This is a genomic window from Bilifractor porci (assembly GCF_009696005.1).
GTDB classification, from domain to species: Bacteria; Bacillota; Clostridia; order Lachnospirales; family Lachnospiraceae; genus Bilifractor; species Bilifractor porci.
This window is the reverse complement of the sequence record NZ_VUMV01000004.1, coordinates 50,272-71,213: the sequence shown is the minus strand read 5'-3', so window position 1 is coordinate 71,213 and position 20,942 is coordinate 50,272. Positions and strand designations below refer to the sequence as shown.

Sequence of the window (20,942 nt, the reverse complement as noted above, 5' to 3'; positions counted from 1 at the left end):
GTGAATTTGTGAGTACCACGGAAAAATCAATGCAGGATAAAAAAAGGGCGGAGGAGAGAATTCTCCGGTTTTCTTTTGTGGGAAGCCTTCTGTTCACTATTACCGAGGTGATCATGGCTGCGGTACTTCATTCCTACACGGTGCTGATGGACGGCGTTTTTGACGTGGCGGATCTGATTCTGCTCGGACCTTTTCTGGTTCTGATCCCGCTTCTGTATAAGCCGGTCACAGAAAAGCACCCATACGGGTACGCCCAGGTGGAATCCGTTTTTCTGATCATCAAGTACGGGATTCTCCTGGCTGTTATCTGTGTGATGATCTATGAAAATGTGCGTGTGATTCTCCAGGGCGGCCATACGGTGGATGTAAGCGGAGTCGCCGTATACGAGATGGTGATCGGATTTCTGTGCCTGGCTGCCTGGATCATCCTGCACCGTCTGAGTAAGAAATACACCACTCCGACCATACAGTCGGAGGTGTTTCTGTGGAAGCAGGATGTCGTCAACAGCATGGGAATCTCGGTGGCATTCTTCGCCCAGAGCGCCTTGAAAAACACCCCGCTGTCATCTCTGGCCCCGTACATGGATTCCGTCCTGGCCATCGTGATGGCGATATTCCTTTTGAGGGAGCCGGTGGCATCGCTGATCAGCGGTTTCCGCAAACTGATGCTGTTTGCCCCGGACGAGGAGACCATGCAGATGATCCGGGCATCGGTGGAGACAAGCCTGGAGAACTATCCCTATACCTGTTCTTTTCTCGATGTCATTCAGACCGGGCGCAAGGTATGGATTGAAGTCTATCTGACACAGAAGCCGGACAGCAGCCTGATTGACATCAGTCACTGGTCGCTGATCCGCCGGAATATCCGGAAAAGCCTGGCCAGAAAATTTGATCAGATTTATGTGGAGCTTATTCCGGATATCAAGGATTCCGCCGAAACCGTCTGAGGGCGGAAGCCCTGCCGTGGGACCGTCAGAGAGTGGTCCGAGCGGCTCTTTTTTTGTGCCGGAGCCAAGAGGGAGCCTTTGCCGCCTGCATCAAAAGAATGTTGGGATCAGAAGGCCTTTTGCCCCGGCATCTTCATACGATGTGGAAGAAAAACGTGACAGCAAAAAAAGAAGCTTCCGGGAATCCCGGAAGCTTCTGCTTCTGCAGCGTGCAATAGAGGATTCGAACCCCCGGCCTTTTGGTCCGTAGCCAAACGCTCTATCCAGCTGAGCTAATTGCACACGCGCTGAAATCAATCAGCAAATAGTATAATAGCGCAGCTCCCCACGGTTGTCAATAGATTTTTTTCGCCGCAGGAAGGGGGCAGCAGGGGTGCGTTTTTTTGCGTGGACAGGAATGAGCAGGATTGCCGTTGCGGCATGCGGAGCCGGATGATAGAATAAGAACGCTGTCGAACCCGCGGGAAGCGCGCGGCGCCTTTGCGGGTGCTCGATCCGGCAGCGTCATGGATGGGAATAACAAGGAGTGAAACGATGCTTTCTGATTATCATTATCTGCGGGAACAGGGCGTAAATGAAAAGCTGATTCAGGATCTGGAGCGGTACGCCGCGGCATATCCGGTGGAGGAAGAAGTGAAAAACCGGGTAAACAGGCCGGAGATTCCTTTTTACGGGAAAGAAATACTGGAAATGTCTGTGGCGGCTCTTCTGCAGGGGGAAAACCTTCTTCTGACAGGCGCCAAGGCAACAGGAAAGAATGTCCTGGCGGAGAATCTTGCGTGGCTGTTCGGTAGGCCGGTATACAACATCTCTTTTCACGTCAATACCGGAAGCGAGGAGCTGATCGGAACCGATACGTTCCGGAACAACGAGGTGCAGCTGCGCAGGGGAAGCATCAGCCGGTGTGCCCAGTATGGCGGCTTTGGGATTCTTGATGAAATCAATATGGCGAAAAATGATGCTATTTCCGTTCTGCACGCGGCGCTGGATTACCGCAGAAGCATCGATGTACCCGGCTATGAAAAGATAGACCTTCATCCGGCCACACGCTTTATCGGGACCATGAATTACGGCTACGCGGGGACCAGGGAACTGAATGAGGCGCTGGTGTCAAGATTTCTTGTGATTGACATGCCGGCACATACGGAAGAGACGCTGACCTACGTGCTGAAACAAATGTTCCCGGATATGAAGGAAAAAGCGTGCAGGCAGCTGGTAGGGCTGTTTCTGGATCTGCAGCTGAAGGCGGAAAACGGAGAAATTTCCACGAAATGTCTGGATCTCCGCGGCCTGGCGGAGGCCGTCCGCACCATGAAGAGGGGGCTGTCCCCGTTTCTGGCGCTCCGGATGGGAATCGTAAACAAGAGCTTTGATCTGTTTGAAAAAGAAATTATCCAGGATGTGGTGTCCACGCGCATTCCGGATACCTGGACAAGTGATGATATTTTCTGATGGTTTTTTCGTCAAAGGCGGTCACAGATTCGTACAGAAGCTGACGCAGCAGAAAGGCGGTTAGAGATGACGGATCAGGAACCTACTTACAAGGATGCGGAAGAGCGGAATTATGAACTGGAGAACCGGATCCGGAATCTGGTCTGGACGGTCAGCGGCGATTACACGCTGGATATCCGGCCGGATACGGCATTGTTTCGGAAATCTGCCCATATCGCGGTCTATGACGGGGTAAAACAGGGCGGGCTGGCGAAATATTTTGATCAGGACGCGGTGTCCATGTATCTCCTGAAAAAAGTTTACTGCCATGCCGATCAGGCGGAGCTGCTGAATACGGCGCAGATCTGCACGGAAGAAGCCGTGGGCTGGAGGCTGGACGCGGAGAGAGAGGGTATCCGCCGGCTGCGGGAGATGGCGTACAACGATGTCCTGGATCAAGACTTCAAGAAGCTGAGCGGGTACCCTCTCGGGAGACTCCGGCTGGCCCTTCTGAGGGAAAAGCTGGACGGCTCCTGGAAGGGTACCAGAGAGATTCAGGAGCAGCTGGAAAGCGTACACGCGCTCAGAAAAGTACAGACGACGGAGGAACTGATCCGGGGGATTGATGATCTGTATAACCGGATGGTGGATCCTCATTTTTCCAAAAGCCTGGATGATGTGCTGGCCGTCACGGCGGAAGAACTGACAGAATTTTCCTGGAAGGATCTGCTGAACGAGGATGCGGAGAACGCTTCGGTGGAAACCGTTCTTCAGAAGCTGACCGATTCCATGACCAGCCTGGAGGCGGAGGAAGAACAGGATCTTCAGGAAAAGGAGAGCGGCCGGGAGGAACGTGCGGAAAAGAAAAAAATCATCGTGGCCGGCCCGGAAGAGATGTCCCGCATGTACTCCTTTGTGGAGCGGAATTTCGGACGGAGCTATCTTGCCCCGGCGGAGCAGAACAGAAGAAATTATCAGATGTGCCGCGGCATACACGCGGGGTGCCGTCTCTATTATACGGATGGAATCCTGGACAGTCCCGTGATAAAAAACAACCAGTATGTGCTGGCGGAAAAAATCTGCAGAGACAACCGGAAAAAATACAAAGAACAGTATACGCTGGTGAACCGGAATATCCGGGTTCTTGCCGATATGCTGCGGAAGGCGCTGGTTCTGCGGGACGAGGATCAGTTTGTGCGTGCGGACCACGGAAAAATTGTCCCTTCCCAGCTTTGGAAACCGGGCAGGTCGGAAGATTCCCGGCTGTTTATCCGGAAGATGAAGAGCGATTCCTGCGATTTCGCCGTTGATCTCCTCCTGGATGCCAGCGGCTCACAGAGAAAGCGGCAGTCAGATGTGGCCCTGCAGGCGTTTATGATAAGCGAAGCGCTCTCCGAGCTGGATATCCCCGTCCGTGTCATGAGCTTCTGTACGTTCTGGAACTACACGGTTCTCCGGCGTTTCCGGGAATACGATGAGGACCGGGCGGCCAACCAGAACATCTTCAGTTTTACGACAAGCTCCGGCAACCGGGACGGACTGGCGGTCCGCGCCATCGGAAACGATCTTCTGCAGAGGGAGGAAAAGAATAAAATACTGATTGTTCTGAGCGACGGGAAGCCGAATGACACACTGCTTAACCGCCCGGGGGCGGAAAATCCGGAGCCTTACCGGGGCAGAAGGGCGATCCTGGACACAGGGACAGAGATTCGCAGCCTGCGTCGGAACCATGTCGCCGTTCTCGGGGTCTTTGTGGGAGACGAAACAGAACTTCAGGCGGAAAAAAAGATTTTCGGCAAAGATTTCGCCTATATCCGCTCCATCCGCGGGTTCAGCAACACCGTGGGAAGGTATCTTCTCCGTCAGATTGAGGACGAGTAAAGAAAAGAGGATTTCCCGGTTGACAGGCGAGAAAGAGATGCTATAATGAATTTAACATTTGAACAAACAATCAAATGAAATGCTTCATGACAGCATATGACAGAAAGGAAAATTCCGGGAGGGTAAAATGAAGAAAAGCTATAAAATTGATGTGGACTGCGCCAACTGCGCAAACCTGATGGAAGAGGCAGCCAGAAAAACAGACGGGGTTAAGGACGCCAGCGTCAGCTTCATGACCCTGAAAATGAAGGTGGAATTCGAGGAGGGGGCAGATCCCGCGGAGGTTATGCCCAGAGTCCGTGAGAACTGCAGAAAGATGGAAGACGACTGCGAAGTCTATATCTGACGGCAGCGGCAGAGTATCGGAAGGGAGAAATTCTCTATGAATCCAAAGCAAAAGAAACTTCTCATACGAATTCTTGTGGCGGCTGTCCTGTATGTGCCGCTGCTCCTGATCTCAGAGGGCGTGATAAAGGCGGACCTTCCGCCAGTTCTTCTGTTTCTTCTGTTTCTGGTGCCATACCTGATTACAGGATATGACGTCCTGTGGAAGGCGATCAGGGGAATCATGAAGAGACAGCCCTTTGATGAACACTTTCTGATGGCGATTGCGACGGTCGGCGCGATTATTCTGGGAGAGTATCCGGAAAGCGTTGCGGTTATGCTGCTCTACCAGGTCGGAGAGTTTTTCCAGAGCTACGCGGTGGGGAAGAGCCGGCGGAGTATTTCGGAGCTTATGGACATCCGCCCGGATTATGCAAATATCGAAGGGGACGACGGCCAGATGGAGAGGGTGGATCCGGATGAGGTGGAGACCGGAAGTATCATCGTTGTCCAGCCCGGTGAAAAGGTTCCTATTGACGGGGTTGTTGTGGAAGGAAATTCTTCCATGAATACGGCGGCGCTGACCGGGGAGAGCATGCCGCGGGAAGTCGGGCCGGACAGTACGGTTCTCAGCGGGATGATCAACATGAGCGGTGTTCTGAAAATCCGGACGACTGCCGAATTTGAGGAATCCACGGCGTCGAAGATTCTGGAGCTGGTTGAGAATGCGGCGTCCAGAAAAGCAAATGCAGAGAATTTTATCTCGAAATTCGCCAGAGTCTACACGCCGATTGTTGTCTATGCCGCCATGGCACTGGGAATCGCGGCTCCTGTCATCTGTATGATCACCGGGCTGGGAAATTATGCATCCACAGCGGACATCTGGAAGGACTGGCTGCTGCGGGCCTGCACTTTCCTCGTTATCAGCTGTCCCTGTGCTTTTGTTATCAGTATCCCGCTCAGCTTTTTTGCGGGGCTTGGCGGTGCCGGAAGCCAGGGAATCCTGATCAAAGGTTCCAATTATCTGGAGGTTCTGGCACAGGTCAAGACAATCGCCTTCGATAAAACCGGAACCATCACAAAGGGCAATTTTGCCGTGGCAGGCGTGCATCACAGTCCGGTGGAGGCGGACAGAATTCTGGAATACGCGGCGCTTGCAGAGTGCCATTCCTCCCATCCGATCAGCGCGAGTCTGCAGAAGGCTTACGGTAAGGCTGTGGATCAGACGCGTGTGACGGACGTGCAGGAAATCAGCGGACACGGGGTAGAGGCTGTCATTGACGGCAGGGTGCATGTGGCGGTCGGAAACGACAGGCTCATGCGGAAGATCGGCGTAGAGCCGATTGCCTGCCATCACATCGGTACCGTTATTCATGTGGCGGTAGACGGCCGCTATGCCGGACACATCCTGATCATCGACGAGCTGAAGGAACATGCCAGAGAGGCCATGTCCGAGCTGAAAAAGGCAGGCGTGGAAAAGGAAGTCATGCTGACCGGAGACATCGAAAAGGCGGCGGCTTCTGTCGCGCAGGAAGTCGGACTGACCGATTACCGGGCCGGGCTGCTGCCTGCGGATAAGGTCACGGTTGTGGAAGAACTGCTGAAGGAGAGAGAAGGAACCGGGAAAAAGGTCGCTTTTGTGGGAGACGGCATCAATGACGCCCCGGTTCTGGCACGGGCGGATATCGGAATCGCCATGGGGGCGCTTGGATCGGATGCGGCCATCGAGGCGGCGGACGTTGTTCTGATGAATGATGATCCGCTGAAAATTTCCAAGGCGATCCGCATCTCCAAAAAATGCCTGCGCATTGTGCGTCAGAATATCTTCTTTACCCTGACGGTAAAAATTGTGTGCCTGGTACTGGGTGCACTGGGAATCGCAAATATGTGGGTCGCCATCCTGGCGGACGTGGGCGTGATGATTCTTGCCGTGCTGAACGCGATCCGCTGCCTGTTCGTAAAAAATCTCTGAACCGCCGCCGGCAGCTTGGTAAGGCGGACAACGCTCCTGCAGATGGGAGGTCTTTCTCTTCTGCAGGGGCGTTTTTCTGCCTGTTGTGAGGAGATGGCAGGATGCTTCCGGGGTCAGCAGGGGCAGAAGGCCATAAACGGATCATGTGCATGAACCGGGGTATGACCCTGGGACTTGCCCGGATATGAAATTTGTGACATTATGAAAAACATTCCAGCGTGGAAAAAAGGAAAGAATCCCCTCCCGGGGCTTCAGGAAAGAGGACAGGACGATTATAATAGCCGCAGACGGACTGCAGCAAAAAGAAGGAGAAGGCCATGAGAAGAAGAAAAGTACAAGGAACAGGAACTGTAATTCTTGCGGCTGTGACGGCTGTCTGCCTTCTGGCAGGCTGCGGGGACGGTTCGGGCGCAGGGACTGCCGCATCGGCAAACAGCGTTTCGGAAGCGTCCGGGGACTCCGGCAGTGCGGGAGAAAAGGTTTTAACGGTCGGAAGCGGCCAGGCAACCTCCTCCGGACTGGATCCGGTGGTGGACTATGACGGCTGGTATGTGCTCCGCTACGGCATCGCTCAGACTCTGACCCGCATGAATGATGATATGTCTGTATCCGGCTGGCTGGTCAGTGACGACTATTCCAGCAACGAGGATCATACGGAGTGGACCTTTACCATCCGGGACGATGTTACTTTTTCCAACGGGACGAAGCTGACAGCCGAACTCGCAAAAGCTTCCATTGAAAATGTATTTGCAAACGGCCAAAGAGGACCGGAATATTTTACTCCCACGGAGATTGCCGCGGAGGGACAGACACTTACCATCAAGACGGAAAATCCGGAACCGATTTTGCCGAACAAGCTGTCCGATCCGCTTTTTGCCATCATAGACACCACGGCTGGCACCTCCGATCCTGCCGCAGAGGGTCCGGTAGGTACCGGTCCGTTTACGCTGGATTCCTATGATCCGACGACAAAAGAATGCGTTGTCGTGAAAAACAGGAATTACTGGGGAGGCGACGTCGCCCTGGACAAGATTGATTTTGTCTACACAGAGGATCAGTCTGCTCTTACCATGGCACTGCAGTCAGGGGAATTTGACGCTGTGTACAATCTCAGCATGAACGACGTGGGTTCTTTTGAAAACAGTTCAGATTACACCGTGGAAAAGGGAACCGGCGGGAGGACGACCATTGGCTTTATGAATGAAAACGGGCCGCTGGGAGACATGGTTCTCCGGGAGGCAATTCTGCGCTCTCTGGATAAGGAGACCTACTGCAGCAGCCTTCTGATGGGACAGTATACGCCGGGCATCACCCTTCTTACTTCCGCCGCGGATTACGGCTACGGAGAGCTGAAGGATCCTAACGCATATGATCCGGAGAGCGCCGCGCAGCTTCTTGACCAGGCGGGGTATCAGGACAGGGACGGGGACGGCTTCCGGGAGGATCCGGACGGAAATACCATTGACCTGGATTACGTGTATTATACAGGAAGGCCGGAGCAGCAGATCATGGTAGAGGCGACACAGGCGGCGCTTGCGGAGATCGGGATCAAAATTACGCCGGATGTGCAGGACACTTCCGTGGTCATGAACAGGCAGAAATCCGGGGACTACGACCTGCTGTGCATGAGTATCAACATGATGAACTGTGGAGATCCGGAAAACCAGATGAAAACCTTTTTCTGCGAAGGCGGAACCTACAATGCGACGGGGTATGACAGCAAGGAATTCAATGACCTGATGGACCAGGTGTCCGTTACCGCGGATCCGGAGCAGAGAAAGGAACTGGTCAAGCAGGCGGAGCAGGTGCTTCTGGATGACGCGGCTGCCATTTATTACTGCTATCCCAACATCAATTTTGTGATGAAGAAAAACGTCACGAACATCTACGCGACGCCGGCGGACTTTTACTGGGTGAATGAAAAGACGGACATTTCATAAAAAAGCGGCGGGAAGGGGAGAACCATTATCTTGACGGCGAAGCAGGTTGGAAAAAGAATTCTTCAGATCGTGGTTGTGCTGTTCGGCATCAGCTTTCTTACGTTCAGTCTGATGTATCTGGCGCCGGGCGATCCGGTCAGGGCGATGTACGCCTCTGCCGGCAGTGTTCCGGATGACGCGGTCATCGAACAGACCAGAAAAGAACTCGGCCTTGACCGTCCGTTTCTGGCGCAGTACGGAAGCTGGCTGGCCGGGGTGTTCCGCGGGGATATGGGCACCTCCCTTGCGCTGAAAAAGCCTGTGGCGGCGGTCATGTCCGCGCGTCTCTGGCCGACACTGAAGCTGGCCCTTTTTTCGCTTTTTCTGGTTGTTGTTTTTTCCTTTCCTCTCGGTATGCTTACGGCCGTACATCACAATAAAGCGGCAGATTATATTGTCCGGTTTCTTACGTTTATCGGAAACGCGCTTCCCGGCTTCTGGGTTGCCCTGATACTTATGTATTTCTTCGCGCTGAAGCTGGGCTGGCTTCCGGTCATGTCCACGGGAACCGGCTTTAGTGACCTGGTTCTGCCTTCAGTTACACTGGCGGTGTCCATGACGGCGGTCTATACCAGACAGGTGAGGGCCGCGGTTCTGGAAGAGCTGCACCGCGGATACGTGTGGGGCGGAAGGCTGCGGGGACTGAAAAAAAACAATATCCTGTGGAGACATGTGCTGAAAAACGCGATGCTCCCGCTGGTTACCCTTCTGGGACTTTCCTTCGGTTCGCTCCTGGGAGGCACAGCCGTGGTTGAGGTGATTTTTTCCTATCCGGGACTCGGCAGCATGGCGGTGCAGGCTGTCGCAAACCGGGACTATCCGCTGATACAGGGATATGTTCTCTGGATTGCGCTGATCTATATGGTGATTAACCTGCTTGTGGATATCTCCTATGAATATCTGAATCCCGGAACAAAGGAGCGGCTGCGCGGATGAAAAGAGTAAGCAGATTCATCAGGAATCACAAGGCATTTACGGTATTTTTCTGCCTGGCGCTGCTGCTTGTGGCAGTGGCGTGCTTCCCGTCCCTGTTCGCCTCGCAGGATCCGTTAAAAGCGGTCATGACAGATGCGGCGCAGGCTCCGTCCCAACAGCACTGGTTCGGCACCGATAAACTGGGAAGAGACCTTTATTCCAGGGTCATTTACGGCACAAGGATTTCCCTGCTTACGTCCTTTGCCCTGGTCGGAATCGTATCTGTCCTGGGAACAGCCCTCGGAATTCTGGCGGGATATTCCGGCAGGGCTGCGGCTGCGGTCATTATGCGCCTGTCGGACATGATGATGGCCTTTCCGGGACTCGTTCTGGCTATTGCGATCGCGGGCATTATGGGAGCAGGCACGGCAAACGCGGTGTTCGCGGTTGCGGCTGTTACCTGGCCGAAGTATGCCAGGCTCTCCAGAAGTCTTGTCCTGAAAATCAAAGACAGAGATTTTGTGGCTGCGGCCAGACTGGATGGGTCCGGTACACTCTATATTCTCCGGAAGTACATGCTGCAGCTCTCCCTGCCGTCCATTCTGGTTACGGCCGCGGCGGATATCGGAAAAATGATGCTGGAGATGGCTGCGCTTTCTTTCCTCGGCTTTGGGGCGCAGCCTCCGGCTCCGGAGTGGGGACTGATGATGAATGAAGCGAGAACCTACCTTCAGACAGCGCCGTGGATGATGATTTTTCCGGGAGCGGCCATGTTTCTTACGGTTGCCGTATTTAATATGCTGGGAGACTGCCTGAGAGATCTGATCACGCCGGAGGAGGAATAGCATGCTGGAATTCCGGAACGTTACGATACAGTACGGGGATGAACCCCCGGTGCTGGAACATTTTTCTCTTTCCCTGGAAAAAGGGGAGATTATCAGCCTGGTCGGGGAAAGCGGAAGCGGGAAATCCACGGTACTGAATGCCGCCATGGGACTTCTTCCGGGACGGGGCAGGATTACGGATGGGGATATTCTTCTGGATGGGAATTCCGTTCTGGCTCTGGACGAAAAAGAGTGGCAGCGGATCAGAGGAAGAAAGGCGGCGGCCGTGCCGCAGGATGCGGGTGCCGCCCTGGATCCGATTATGACGGTGGGAAAACAGTTTGTGGAGTATCTGCGCACCCATGGGGCGGCAGATAAAAAGACGGCCGGAAATCTGGCCGTAAAAATGCTGAAAGACGTGGGACTTCCGGACGCGGAAAACGTGATGGACAATTATCCCTTCCAGCTTTCGGGCGGCATGCGCCAGAGAGTCGGAATCGCCATGGCAATAGCCCTGCATCCGGATTATCTGCTGGCGGACGAGCCCACCAGCGCACTGGATGTCACAACACAGGCTCAGATTGTTCTCCGGATCCGGGAACTCCGCAGGCGCTATGAGGCGGGAATTCTGCTGATTACGCATAATCTGGCGCTGGCGGCGTATCTGTCCGATCATATCTATGTACTGAAGGAGGGCAGGCTGGTGGACAGCGGAACCAGAGAGGAAATCCTGAATCATCCCCGCAGCCGGTACACCGAAGCACTGATCCGGTCTGTTCCATGTATCGGAGGTGACCGCTATGTGTGAGGCGGGAAAGAAAACGCCTGTTCTGGAGGCAAAACAGGTGACAAAAAGATTTCCGGCGGCACACGGACAGACGCTGACGGCGTGTGAGAATGTCACCCTCTCCCTGTATGCCGGACAGACACTGGGCATCGTGGGAGAAAGCGGGGGCGGAAAAAGCACGTTCCTGCGTCTGCTTGTCGGGCTGGAACAGCCGGATTCCGGCGAAGTCCTCTATCAAGGCACAAAAATCAGCGGCCTGAAGGGGAAGGCGCTCCGTGACGCGAGAAGACATATCCAGATGGTCTTCCAGGATCCGTCGGAAGCGTTTCATCCGAGGATGAAGGTTCGGGACATCATCTGCGAGCCTCTGCTGAATTATCACATCATACGCCGGCAGGAGGTGCCCGAGAAAGCGGTGGAACTGCTGCGGATGGTAGAGCTTCCGGAGGAATTCGCGGGGCGCTATCCGAAAGACCTCAGCGGCGGACAGAGACAGCGGGTGGGAATTGCGCGGGCACTGGCGCTGGAGCCGGATGTCCTGCTCTGTGATGAGGCGACGTCCGCTCTGGATGTGGCGGTGCAGAAATCCATCATAGAGCTTCTGGTGCGTCTGCAGAGAGAAAAAAACATTGCCATTGCATTCGTGTGCCATGACCTGGCACTGGTCCGGCAGCTCTCCCACCGGACGGCCGTCATGTATCTCGGCCATGTGGTAGAGCTGATGGACGGGCGCGATGTGGCAGCCCGCTCCTTGCATCCGTATACCAGGGCCATGCTGGGGTCTGTGTTTGACCTGAATATGGATTTTACAAAGGAGATACCTGTGCTGAAAGGGGAGACGCCCGGCCCTCTGCATGTTCCGGAAGGGTGCCCGTTCCGTGACAGGTGCGGATTCGTAAGAAAGGAGTGCGCCGGGCACATGCCTCCGCTTGAGGAGAAGGAGAAAAACCACTTCTGCGCCTGCTTTGCCGTCTGATCCATGAACCTCGCATACCGGAAGAGCGGGAAAAATCCGGCGGCAAGAAAAAACGGAAAATGTAAAAGAGAAAGCCGGCTTTGGAAGAGAAGTTGAAGGTAGACGGGTGCGGGAAAAGTAGGTTATAATAGGCTGTGTCTGAAGCAGACAGAGTGTTTGCCTGACAGAATATCTGATATTCAAAGGAGGCTTTGTATATGGGAAAACACGCAAAAAAAGTGATCGGGGCTGTCATTGGCACCGCCGCGGCGTGGGCGTTCGCGGTCAAGCCGAGAATCTTCAATAAACCGGATCTCAGTGAAATCCGGAAGTATGATTATGCGAACGGAGGCTTCTCCAGTCCGGAAAAAGGAATTCCGGAAAACTCCATCCCGGCATTTCGGGATGCGATTGCACACGGTTACGGAATCCGTTTGGATGTCCGGCTGACAAGAGACGGAGTGCCGGTAGTCTTCTCGGACAGCCTGGTCGCAAGAATGTGCGCGGCGAATGGCTCCGTGGAAAACAGCACACTGGAGGAGCTGAAGGAGCTGCGCCTGGAAGGAACCGAGGAGACCATTCCCACGCTCCGGGAGGCACTGAAATTTATTGACGGGCAGGTACCGGTTATCCTGAACATTCTGGTAGAGGATCAGGATTACAATGCCATCAGCGACCAGGTCTGTGATGTGGCGGACGAATATGAGGGTGTGTTTGCCATAGAATCCCTGGATCCCAGGGTTCTGCGCTGGTTCCGGAAGCAGAGAAGAGAATTTGTGCGCGGACAGGTGATTGATTACAGGCACAGTACAGGGGGCGCTCTCAAAAATCTTCTCTGGGATTTTCTGTGTGCCAGCCTGCTGATGAATTTCCTGACCGAGCCGGACTATATTTCCAGCCGTCCCGACCAGCGGTATAATCCCAGCCTGTGGATCTGCCGCTGCCTGTACAGGGTTCAGCGGATGAACTGGACAATCCGCTCCATGGAAGCCTACGAGGAGGCAAAAACAGACGGGGCGGTTGTGGTATTCGAGGAAATCGAGCCATAAAGAACGAATCAATTTTCATAGTAGCTGCACAGACGGGGCTGCCGCCAAGATGCATGAAATGAATATTCTGGAAGAATATTCATTTCATGCACAAGCGGCAGCCCCTGTTTCTGAAAAACGCATCCTGGCGGCAACATTTTTTCTGCCGGTCGTATGCATCCTGGCAGAGCGTTCACTATTTGCCTAGACCAATTAATACACTGAAGGTAACCTTATCTGGCATCACATGGCGAAAAAATTGGCCTGCTTATTTCCTTAACGATCTACTGGCAGGAGACTTTCAGGTTTCATCCACTTTCGGCACAAAGCTGTAAATATCTGTTCTATATGGCATGAAAGCTTTGAATACTCATATTTGACGCAAATGCTGCAGAGCAGTGCAGCGGTGTCCACGATATTCTGCTGCGTCATGAAAGCCGCAAGGCGAGATTACAATATCAGTTAGGATGCAGAAATGCAGCGGTAATTATAATTCGTTTGATTCAGGAGCAGGTTCGGGATCGGGTACAACACCCTGCGCGAGCAGGGCTTCTGTTATTTTTTCGCGTGTAACAGCTCCGAGGCGTTTCTGCTCGCGGCGGTCGTAGTTTTTCGGATCAATAGGCGGGCAGAAGGTGATCGTCACCTGGGAGGGACGGATCCGGGGCTTGTGCTCCTCAAAAATGTGAATGGTTCCGGTGAAGGCCACGGGAACAATGACGCGTCCGCTTTTTACCGCCATGCGGAAGCTTCCCTCGTGAAACTCGCCCAGCGGCAGGTCGTTTCCGGTCTTTTTCCGGGTTCCTTCCGGATAGATAAAGACAGACGTGCCTTTCTTCAGCAGTTCGGTTCCGTCCAGGATCATGCGCATGGCCTGCTTCATGTCGGAACGGTCAAAGTAAAGAGATTGGATAAAATCCATCCATATGCCGAGAAGGGGGATTTTGTGGATGGAGACCTTGGATACGAAGCTGACTGGTTCGTGGATGTAGGGATATACGGTGATAATGTCAAAAATGCTCCGGTGATTTCCGATAAACAGTGCCGGTTCGTCTTTCGGGATGTTTTCGAGGCCACGGACAGTCACGGTGCTCCCGGTCGCGCGGGTCAGAAGGCGGAATACCCACTGGACCATTTTCCGTGCGGTCCGCTCGCTTTTTTCCGGATTCTTTCTGCTGATGACGGCCAGGACGGCCATGACCGGAAGGGTGATAATCAGGTAGAGTACAGCAATGATGATCAGCAATAAGGTACGAAGCATGAGGTTCCTCCGATGTTCCACAAATGCCCGGCACGTTTGTTGTTTTTTTGCGCCGTATGCATTATAGTGATGATAACGCCGGAAGCGATACAAGCTCTGGCGCTTCCATCATTATAGAAAAAAACAGCAGTACCTGCAAGTACAGAGCGGAGAGACGGAAACGGCTTATGCAGAAAATTGTTTTGAAGGCCAGAGCAAAAATAAATCTGGGGCTGGATGTCACGGGAAAAAGAGAGGACGGCTATCATCTTGTCCGCATGGTCATGCAGTCCCTGAAGCTTTATGACCGGCTGGAGATGTGTGTCATTCCGGAACCGGAAATCCGGATCCGGGCCAATCTTCCGTTTATTCCCACGGATCAGACCAATCTGATTTGGAGGGCGGCAGACCTGCTCCGCAGGGAGTTTCGGATAGAGGAAGGCATTTCCGTGGATCTGAACAAGAGAATCCCGGTTGCCGCGGGTCTTGCCGGCGGCAGCGCGGATGCTGCGGCCGCTCTTGTCGGGATGAACCGGCTTTTTCATCTGCGGCTGTCCGGGGAGGAGCTGATGAACCGGGGAGTGAAAATCGGCGCGGATGTTCCTTACTGCATCATGCGCGGGACGGCGCTCTCGGAGGGCATCGGCGAGAAGCTGACGGAGCTGCCCCCGCTGCCGCACTGTTGGATTCTGGTGGCCAAACCGGGAATCAGCGTGTCCACAAAAGGCGTCTACATCCGTCTGGATGAACAGAAAGGATGGGAACACCCGGATATAGACGGAATGGTCCGCGCGTTGGAAGAAGGCTCTCTGGAAGGCGTGACAGAGAGGCTGGGAAATGTGCTGGAGCTGGTTACTGTTCCGGAATATCCGGTCATTGCAAAGATCAAGCAGACGATGATGGAAAAGGGGGCCGAAGGCGCTCTTATGAGCGGCAGCGGGCCGACGGTGTACGGAATTTTTCGAGAAGAAGCTCAGGCGAGGATTGCATGCAGCGCAGTTAGGAAAAGTGGAGCGGCAAGGCAGATCTATGTAACAGAGCCGTTTCAGAACAGGAGGACAGATGCATGACCGAAGATGAACTTAGCAGAGAGATGACGGAGTTTCAGGGAATGCCTCTCCGGGATGTCGTGTTTCATACTCTCCGGAAGGGAATCCTGCGCGGAGACCTGAAACCGGGAGAACGCCTGATGGAAATAAAGCTTGCCAACCGCCTGGGTGTCAGCCGGACTCCCATCCGGGAAGCCATCCGGATGCTGGAGCTGGAAGGGCTGGTGGTAAATACGCCACGGCGCGGGGCACAGGTTGCCAAAATTACAGAAAAGGATCTGCGGGATGTTCTGGAGGTTCGTGAGGGTCTGGAAGAGATGGCGATGAAGCTGGCAAGCGAGCGGATCACGCAGGAAGAACTGGACAGGCTGAATGCGGCGTCCAGAGAATTTGCGCGGCTGATAGACAGCAGGGATGATGATCTTTCTGACCTGGCGGAAGCGGATGAGACCTTTCACGATATCATCTATCAGTCCACCGGGAATCCCCGGCTGGTGCAGCTGATTAATAACATGCGGGAGCAGATGTACCGCTACCGTGTGGAGTACCTGAAGGATACAGATAACAGGGATACCCTGATTGAGGAACACGACCGGCTGGTGGAGAGCCTGCGTGCCCACGACGCGGAAGCGGCGACGGCCTACATCAAGCGGCATATCGAGCGGCAGATGGTAAATATCCGCGAGATGATACGGTGAACCGGCAGATTCCCCGCCCCGCGAGGAAGAATCGTTTTATAAAAGTCCGGCAGGGCGTTCTGCCGGACTGCAAGGCTTTTGCGAAGAATTACCGTTGACAAGAAGCCGCAATCAGAGTAAATTATCTATTTGTACGGGGCATTAGCGCAGTTGGGAGCGCGCCACATTCGCATTGTGGAGGTCGTGAGTTCGAATCTCATATGCTCCACGTTACGGGTCGTATCCGAACCCCGGATGCGGCCTTATTTTTCGGCTTTTTTTCGGTGATATTGTAATAAATAACCGCTTTGTCATTATAGACATCGACCCGGGCGACGAACGTCTCGATGAGACGTTTCCGAAACTCCGGGTCTTTTTTGTCGCCGTTTTTGAAGGACCGGAGCCACCCCTCAATGACATCCCGCGGGATCGTCGGCCGCTCATACTCCGCCTGGCGGATCTTTTGCTCGAGCTCTGCCGCCTCGTCGGTGAGCTCCTGGAGCCTTGAGACAAGAATGTCCGGAGCGTTTCCGAGTTCGATCGCACGGACAAGGTTCGCCTGTTTTTTCTTGTTTCCGTCGAGAGCTGCCCTCAGCGGCACGGCCGGCGACTCTTTAGCGCCCTCGGTCTGAATATCCATGACCTCATCGGTGAGCGCTTTGATCGTTTCGTCGGTGAGCATATCCTCGACGGTCGCAGAAACAACGAGATCCTCCAGAACGTCGCGCGGAATCGGCTTGAGCTCGCACGGATCTCCGCCGCGCTTATGTTTCGGGCAAGCGTAGTACCGGTAAACTTTGCCCATCTTGCCTGTTCCGCAATCGGCGACGATCATCGTCCGGCAATACCCGCAAAAACACCGGCACGAGAGCAAATAGGCCTCTTTTGCCTTGCCCGAGGCATTTATGTTTCGGTTTCTCGATGTCTTGTGCATTTTCTGAGCCTCCTCGAAGGTTTGCGGGTCAATGATCGGATCGAATCGGAGCTCGACGCCGCACTCGTCAAAGATCCCGAGGTATCGCCTGTTCCGGAGCATTCTGCCGACGACGCCCGTACTCATTTTGGCGCCCCTTGCGCCGGTTACATGATGATCGTTCAGATAGGCGACGCAAGACTTGAGCCCGTCGCCGGCGGCATACTTGCGGAAAACCTCCCGGACAAGCGGAGCCTTTTCCTCGTCAATGATGACATGCCGGTTTTCGTCGCGTTTGTACCCGATCGGGAGGACCTCGCCCGCAAGGATCCCCTTTTTCAGAGTCTCACGGCGTCCCCGGATGACCTTTTGCCTCAGATCCTCGCTATAATACTCGGCGATCCCCTCGAGAACGCTCTCGAGAATAATGCCCTCCGGACCCTCGGGCACGGACTCGGCAGCGTAAAAGAGCTTCACGCCGGCGCGCTTGAGCTTGAGCTTATATAGTGCGATGTCCTCCCGGTTTCGCCCGAATCGGTCGATTTTCCAGACGACAACGCACTCAAACCGCCCCGCCTGGGCGTCCTCAATGAGTCTCTGGAACTCAGGCCGCGTCGCTGCGCTCTTGCCCGAGATATGCCGATCCGCATACACGCCGAGGATCTCGATACCATTCCGCGCCGCGTATGCTTTACAGTCGGCCACCTGGCCTTCAATGCTTTGATCGGTCTGATGAGGGCCCTCGCTATATCTTGCATAAATAACCCCGGTCATTTCTAAACACCTCTTATTTCTTTGCAATCTTGTCAAGTTCTCGAATAATAATAAAATTCTGTTCAACAATCGCCCGGAGGAGCGTCAGCTTTGCGACGTCCTGGGCAGATCCGGAGAGTGCAGTGCCGAGCTCGATCATACTCGAGCCGGTGAGTCCACTGACCGCCTTTTTCACCGCGTCGGCATATTCCGGCGACACGTCCTCCAGACCATACCGGGCCATGAGTTCTTGCTCTTTTCTTGCCTGTTTTTCCTCTTTTGTTTCTTTGTTTCCGAACATTTTCAACACCTCCATGTAAAAAACGGCCAAAACGGCCGGGGTTATCTGAAATCTACATAGATCACATTGCGGCCGAATCGTCGTCGGTTGCCGTCGTCTTTTCCTTTACGTTCAGGACGCGCCGGACCGCCTCGCGGATCCCCGGATCGGCGTGACGGTATGCCTCGATTAAAAGCCTCTCCTCATCATTGACGACGAGCTCGGTCCGAGTCGACCGCCCGGTCAGGAAATCCGTGCTCACATTGAAAAGGTCCGCGATCGCCTGGAGCGTGTCGCGTTTCGGGTATCTCGTCCCCGCCTCATAATGGGAAATTGTTGCCTTTTGTACTCCAATCTGCCGGGCGAGATCATCCTGAGTCATCTCGTGCTCGGCCCTGAGTTCTCTTAATATGTCTTTTAATTCTCTCATCGCTCGGGCCTCCTCGCCCGGTTCCTATTATACGCTCTGTAAAATAAAAATTATACACTTTGTAAAAAATTGATTGACAAAAGTTTACGGAACGTATAACGTATTAGTCGAGGTATACAGAACGTAAACCTCAAGTACAGAAAAAGCCGCGCCGGCAAGCGCGCACCGAGACCGCGGCATATATCACAAAATGGAGGCACTAAATGAAGCTAAACATGATGAGCATCGAGGAGCGGAAAAAGCTCGGGCAAAAGCTCAGACAGCTCAGACTCGACGCGGGTGAGACCCAGACACAGACCGCCGACGCGATCGGCGTGACCGTGGGTGCCGTTTCTCTCTACGAGGCCGGCGAACGAGTCCCCGCGGATCCTGTTAAGTCTGCAATTTCCCGACATTTCAACGTCCCGATCGATATTTTTTTTTGCTTAATAGGTATACGAAACGTATACACGGAGGCACTCAATGACAAAAATCTCAAGATACAGACATAAAAAGCGGGAGGCATGGGAAACCCGGGCAGGCCTTTTCTTAATGGCCGCGCTCGTTTTCGCGACGTTCATCGACAGCGACGGCATCGTCGGCACGGTCACTATGGCTGGTGCCGTTGTCTCCGCATTGCTCGCGGGTGGCTGCGAGCTCCTCGCCTCGAGGTGGTCCTGATGGATCGACATCCCGAGTTGAGACACCTCGCCGAGGCACTGATTGAGGCGGTCTACGCCGATCAGAAACGACAGGCGACGGCGGAAAACGCTAACAAGCCAAAGGAGGCACAACATGAAAATCACACTTGAGTTCAGCAACGCAGAGAGGTTTATGAAAGAGCTCCCTCAGTTCGCAAAGGTCATCGGTTTCGCTGCGAATTTCGTGACATTCAGCCATATCGACAAGGACGGCCGAGACATCGAGATCCAGGCGGACGTCCCGGAGGTCATCGACACCCCGGACGGTAAGAAGATCAAGAAATCCGACGAGGATCGTATTCTCGAGGCCGCAAAAAAGGTCGGAGCCTTTAAGGAAGTAGCCCCGGCAGAGAGCTCAGAGAGCCCTCAGGACGCCCCGAAAGAATCAGACGGTAAATCGCCCACCGAGACCACAAAGGCCCCGGAAAAGAAGAAAACGGAGGCCTCAGCTAAGCCTGAGGACGTCATGCCGAAACCGGTCGACCCGCCTAAGGGAACGCCCGACATTGCCGCCGTCCGCAAGGTTCTCCACACGGCTATCAAGGGCGGACACAAAGACGAAATGAAAGCGCTTCTCGGCAAGCTCGGCGCCCAGAGCGTCAGCACGCTCGACCCGTCTAAGTTTACCGAGTTCATCACTGAGGCGAACAAGATCGGAGGCGGGGACAATGCCTAAACACGCAAAGCTCTCGGCGAGCGGTGCCGAGCTCTGGACAAATTGCCCGGGATCGGTGCACATGGCCGAGTTATTTCCGGAGACCACGTCGCCGGCTGCCGAGGAGGGAACCCTCGCGCACGCTCTGGCTCAGACCATGATCGAAAATGCCCGCGCCGGATCGATCTCTCCTCAGATCTCCGCCGAGTATATGGTCGAACGCGATAACGTCAACGCATTCTACTCAGTACACAAAGAGCTCGCAGGATCGTTCGATGACATGAAGAAAACCCTCGAGCCCTATGTCGACTACGTCATAGAGGAGTATGAAGCGATCCGCAAAAAAGACGCGGCCGCCGAGCTCATGACTGAGCAGCATGTCGACTTTTCCGACATCGTTCCAGGTGGTTTCGGGACGTCGGACGTCGTTATCATCGGCGACGACACCTGTGAGGTCATTGATTTGAAATACGGCAAAGGCGTTCCAATCAGTGCGATCGCGAACCCTCAGATCCGTCTCTACACCTACGGCACAATGTCCGCCTTTGATCTCTCCTACGATTTCAGCCGAGTCAAGATGGTCATCTATCAGCCCCGCCTCGACTCGGTGACATCTGAGGAGCTCACGGCTGACGATCTCCGCTCCTGGGGCAAGGCCGTCATCGTGCCCGCTGCAAAGAGAGCACTCAGCAAAAGCCCGAAATACACCCCCGGGCCGTGGTGCAAGTCTCATTTTTGTCCGGCCGCCGGGTCCTGTAAAGCCCGTGCCGCGAAAATGCACGAGTTCGAGGACATGATCGAGCGCCGGCGCAAGGACAACGCCGTTCTCTCTGGAGACGATATGGGCAGGGCACTCAGCGCCGCCCGAGAGTACACGGCGTGGGCTAAGGATCTCGAAAACGAGGCCCTCGAGCTCGCTCAGAGCGGCGAGGCCGTGACCGGGTGGAAAGTCGTAGAGTCCGTGGCAAAGCGAAAGTACAAGAGCGAGGAAATCGTCGCGGCGACACTCGTCAAGGCCGGCTACGATCCCGCCCTCATCTACGAGAAAAAGCTCCTCGGCGTGACCAAGATGACACAGCTCATGGGAAAAAAGGAATTTCACGAGGTGCTTGAGGAGCCCGGGCTTGTATTTAAGCCTGAGGGAGCGCCGACACTGGCACCTGAAAGCGATAAACGTCCCGCAATCGTGACGAATGTCACAGCGGATGATTTCAATGATTGA

General features: G+C 54.3%; 21 protein-coding genes and 2 tRNA genes. 18 read left to right on the top strand and 5 right to left on the bottom strand.

Going from position 1 to position 20,942, the window contains the following annotated elements; translation table 11 throughout:
- The first annotated feature begins 8 nt into the window (after window positions 1-8).
- Entirely contained in the window at window positions 9-947 is a 939-nt protein-coding gene (locus tag FYJ60_RS06885; protein ID WP_205839004.1) for a cation transporter, read from the top strand.
- Between the two features lie 208 nt (window positions 948-1,155).
- On the opposite strand, the gene FYJ60_RS06880 is transcribed toward FYJ60_RS06885, so the two are convergent.
- Window positions 1,156-1,229, bottom strand: a tRNA-Arg gene (locus FYJ60_RS06880).
- Between the two features lie 252 nt (window positions 1,230-1,481).
- Between FYJ60_RS06880 and FYJ60_RS06875 the strand changes: the two genes are divergently transcribed.
- The 11 genes from FYJ60_RS06875 to FYJ60_RS12730 all read left to right on the top strand — a co-directional run bounded on the left by FYJ60_RS06875 (window position 1,482) and on the right by FYJ60_RS12730 (window position 13,251).
- On the top strand, window positions 1,482-2,399 hold the full coding sequence (locus FYJ60_RS06875; RefSeq protein ID WP_154457937.1) for an AAA family ATPase: 918 nt from the start codon (window positions 1,482-1,484) through the stop codon (window positions 2,397-2,399).
- Between the two features lie 66 nt (window positions 2,400-2,465).
- On the top strand, window positions 2,466-4,259 hold the full coding sequence (locus FYJ60_RS06870) for a cobaltochelatase CobT-related protein (protein WP_154457936.1): 1,794 nt from the start codon (window positions 2,466-2,468) through the stop codon (window positions 4,257-4,259).
- A 127-nt stretch (window positions 4,260-4,386) separates the two neighbouring features.
- Window positions 4,387-4,605 (top strand): cation transporter, encoded by a 219-nt coding sequence (locus tag FYJ60_RS06865; protein WP_154457935.1) that lies wholly within the window; start codon window positions 4,387-4,389, stop codon window positions 4,603-4,605.
- Window positions 4,606-4,641: 36 nt separating this feature from the next.
- Window positions 4,642-6,555 carry a heavy metal translocating P-type ATPase gene (locus FYJ60_RS06860; RefSeq protein WP_154457934.1) on the top strand — a complete coding sequence of 638 codons (1,914 nt, stop codon included), beginning with the start codon at window positions 4,642-4,644 and terminating at the stop codon, window positions 6,553-6,555.
- Between the two features lie 317 nt (window positions 6,556-6,872).
- Window positions 6,873-8,495: an ABC transporter substrate-binding protein gene (locus tag FYJ60_RS06855; protein WP_154457933.1), complete on the top strand. Its 1,623-nt coding sequence runs from the start codon at window positions 6,873-6,875 to the stop codon at window positions 8,493-8,495.
- A 30-nt stretch (window positions 8,496-8,525) separates the two neighbouring features.
- The gene (gene nikB, locus FYJ60_RS06850) at window positions 8,526-9,470 is read left to right on the top strand and encodes a nickel ABC transporter permease (RefSeq protein ID WP_154457932.1); all 945 of its coding nucleotides are present in this window, start codon (window positions 8,526-8,528) and stop codon (window positions 9,468-9,470) included.
- Window positions 9,467-10,294 (top strand): nickel transporter permease, encoded by an 828-nt coding sequence (nikC, locus tag FYJ60_RS06845; protein ID WP_154457931.1) that lies wholly within the window; start codon window positions 9,467-9,469, stop codon window positions 10,292-10,294. Before nikB ends, nikC begins: the two co-directional genes overlap by 4 nt.
- Window position 10,295: 1 nt before the next feature.
- The gene (locus FYJ60_RS06840; RefSeq protein ID WP_154457930.1) at window positions 10,296-11,081 is read left to right on the top strand and encodes an ABC transporter ATP-binding protein; all 786 of its coding nucleotides are present in this window, start codon (window positions 10,296-10,298) and stop codon (window positions 11,079-11,081) included.
- Window positions 11,074-12,036, top strand: coding sequence for an oligopeptide/dipeptide ABC transporter ATP-binding protein (locus FYJ60_RS06835; protein ID WP_154457929.1), 963 nt, complete (start codon window positions 11,074-11,076; stop codon window positions 12,034-12,036). The genes FYJ60_RS06840 and FYJ60_RS06835 overlap by 8 nt, the downstream gene beginning before the upstream one ends.
- A gap of 197 nt (window positions 12,037-12,233) precedes the next feature.
- Window positions 12,234-13,064, top strand: a complete 831-nt coding sequence (locus FYJ60_RS06830) for a glycerophosphodiester phosphodiesterase family protein (RefSeq protein WP_154457928.1) — start codon at window positions 12,234-12,236, stop codon at window positions 13,062-13,064.
- A 58-nt stretch (window positions 13,065-13,122) separates the two neighbouring features.
- A complete protein-coding gene (locus FYJ60_RS12730) occupies window positions 13,123-13,251 on the top strand; it encodes a hypothetical protein (RefSeq protein WP_272818878.1) in 129 nt (42 codons plus the stop codon).
- A gap of 279 nt (window positions 13,252-13,530) precedes the next feature.
- On the opposite strand, the gene FYJ60_RS06825 is transcribed toward FYJ60_RS12730, so the two are convergent.
- A complete protein-coding gene (locus tag FYJ60_RS06825; RefSeq protein WP_154457927.1) occupies window positions 13,531-14,304 on the bottom strand; it encodes a lysophospholipid acyltransferase family protein in 774 nt (257 codons plus the stop codon).
- A gap of 167 nt (window positions 14,305-14,471) precedes the next feature.
- Between FYJ60_RS06825 and ispE the strand changes: the two genes are divergently transcribed.
- The 3 genes from ispE (at window position 14,472) to FYJ60_RS06810 (ending at window position 16,238) form a co-directional block, all read left to right on the top strand.
- Window positions 14,472-15,353 (top strand): 4-(cytidine 5'-diphospho)-2-C-methyl-D-erythritol kinase, encoded by an 882-nt coding sequence (gene ispE / locus FYJ60_RS06820; RefSeq protein WP_154457926.1) that lies wholly within the window; start codon window positions 14,472-14,474, stop codon window positions 15,351-15,353.
- Complete coding sequence (locus tag FYJ60_RS06815; protein WP_154457925.1) at window positions 15,350-16,030, top strand: GntR family transcriptional regulator; 681 nt, start codon at window positions 15,350-15,352, stop codon at window positions 16,028-16,030. The genes ispE and FYJ60_RS06815 overlap by 4 nt, the downstream gene beginning before the upstream one ends.
- Before the next feature lie 135 nt (window positions 16,031-16,165).
- Window positions 16,166-16,238: transfer RNA gene (locus tag FYJ60_RS06810), tRNA-Ala, on the top strand.
- Here the strand turns inward: FYJ60_RS06810 and FYJ60_RS06805 are convergent.
- The 3 genes from FYJ60_RS06805 to FYJ60_RS06795 form a co-directional block, all read right to left on the bottom strand.
- Complete coding sequence (locus FYJ60_RS06805) at window positions 16,227-17,696, bottom strand: recombinase family protein (RefSeq protein WP_154457924.1); 1,470 nt, start codon at window positions 17,694-17,696, stop codon at window positions 16,227-16,229. The genes FYJ60_RS06810 and FYJ60_RS06805 overlap by 12 nt on opposite strands.
- A 13-nt stretch (window positions 17,697-17,709) precedes the next feature.
- Window positions 17,710-17,976 (bottom strand): hypothetical protein, encoded by a 267-nt coding sequence (locus FYJ60_RS06800; RefSeq protein WP_154457923.1) that lies wholly within the window; start codon window positions 17,974-17,976, stop codon window positions 17,710-17,712.
- Between the two features lie 61 nt (window positions 17,977-18,037).
- Entirely contained in the window at window positions 18,038-18,385 is a 348-nt protein-coding gene (locus tag FYJ60_RS06795) for a helix-turn-helix transcriptional regulator (RefSeq protein WP_154457922.1), read from the bottom strand.
- 203 nt (window positions 18,386-18,588) lie between these two features.
- On the opposite strand from FYJ60_RS06795, the gene FYJ60_RS06790 reads away from it, so the two are divergent.
- The 3 genes from FYJ60_RS06790 (at window position 18,589) to FYJ60_RS06775 (ending at window position 20,942) form a co-directional block, all read left to right on the top strand.
- Window positions 18,589-18,876, top strand: coding sequence for a helix-turn-helix domain-containing protein (locus FYJ60_RS06790; protein WP_154457921.1), 288 nt, complete (start codon window positions 18,589-18,591; stop codon window positions 18,874-18,876).
- Window positions 18,877-19,159: 283 nt separating this feature from the next.
- Window positions 19,160-19,741 carry a hypothetical protein gene (locus FYJ60_RS06780; RefSeq protein ID WP_154457919.1) on the top strand — a complete coding sequence of 194 codons (582 nt, stop codon included), beginning with the start codon at window positions 19,160-19,162 and terminating at the stop codon, window positions 19,739-19,741.
- A complete protein-coding gene (locus FYJ60_RS06775) occupies window positions 19,734-20,942 on the top strand; it encodes a DUF2800 domain-containing protein (protein WP_154457918.1) in 1,209 nt (402 codons plus the stop codon). Before FYJ60_RS06780 ends, FYJ60_RS06775 begins: the two co-directional genes overlap by 8 nt.

Bases quoted from the DNA above. Each gene is read 5' to 3' on its own strand.
- FYJ60_RS06875 (WP_154457937.1), top strand. From the start codon at position 1,482: ATGCTTTCTGATTATCATTATCTGCGGGAACAGGGCGTAAATGAAAAG.
- FYJ60_RS06870 (WP_154457936.1), top strand. From the start codon at position 2,466: ATGACGGATCAGGAACCTACTTACAAGGATGCGGAAGAGCGGAATTAT.
- FYJ60_RS06865 (WP_154457935.1), top strand. From the start codon at position 4,387: ATGAAGAAAAGCTATAAAATTGATGTGGACTGCGCCAACTGCGCAAAC.
- FYJ60_RS06860 (WP_154457934.1), top strand. From the start codon at position 4,642: ATGAATCCAAAGCAAAAGAAACTTCTCATACGAATTCTTGTGGCGGCT.
- FYJ60_RS06855 (WP_154457933.1), top strand. From the start codon at position 6,873: ATGAGAAGAAGAAAAGTACAAGGAACAGGAACTGTAATTCTTGCGGCT.
- nikC (WP_154457931.1), top strand. From the start codon at position 9,467: ATGAAAAGAGTAAGCAGATTCATCAGGAATCACAAGGCATTTACGGTA.
- FYJ60_RS06840 (WP_154457930.1), top strand. From the start codon at position 10,296: ATGCTGGAATTCCGGAACGTTACGATACAGTACGGGGATGAACCCCCG.
- FYJ60_RS06835 (WP_154457929.1), top strand. From the start codon at position 11,074: ATGTGTGAGGCGGGAAAGAAAACGCCTGTTCTGGAGGCAAAACAGGTG.
- FYJ60_RS06830 (WP_154457928.1), top strand. From the start codon at position 12,234: ATGGGAAAACACGCAAAAAAAGTGATCGGGGCTGTCATTGGCACCGCC.
- FYJ60_RS12730 (WP_272818878.1), top strand. From the start codon at position 13,123: ATGAATATTCTGGAAGAATATTCATTTCATGCACAAGCGGCAGCCCCT.
- FYJ60_RS06825 (WP_154457927.1), bottom strand. From the start codon at position 14,304: ATGCTTCGTACCTTATTGCTGATCATCATTGCTGTACTCTACCTGATT.
- ispE (WP_154457926.1), top strand. From the start codon at position 14,472: ATGCAGAAAATTGTTTTGAAGGCCAGAGCAAAAATAAATCTGGGGCTG.
- FYJ60_RS06815 (WP_154457925.1), top strand. From the start codon at position 15,350: ATGACCGAAGATGAACTTAGCAGAGAGATGACGGAGTTTCAGGGAATG.
- FYJ60_RS06805 (WP_154457924.1), bottom strand. From the start codon at position 17,696: ATGACCGGGGTTATTTATGCAAGATATAGCGAGGGCCCTCATCAGACC.
- FYJ60_RS06800 (WP_154457923.1), bottom strand. From the start codon at position 17,976: ATGTTCGGAAACAAAGAAACAAAAGAGGAAAAACAGGCAAGAAAAGAG.
- FYJ60_RS06795 (WP_154457922.1), bottom strand. From the start codon at position 18,385: ATGAGAGAATTAAAAGACATATTAAGAGAACTCAGGGCCGAGCACGAG.
- FYJ60_RS06790 (WP_154457921.1), top strand. From the start codon at position 18,589: ATGAAGCTAAACATGATGAGCATCGAGGAGCGGAAAAAGCTCGGGCAA.
- FYJ60_RS06780 (WP_154457919.1), top strand. From the start codon at position 19,160: ATGAAAATCACACTTGAGTTCAGCAACGCAGAGAGGTTTATGAAAGAG.
- FYJ60_RS06775 (WP_154457918.1), top strand. From the start codon at position 19,734: ATGCCTAAACACGCAAAGCTCTCGGCGAGCGGTGCCGAGCTCTGGACA.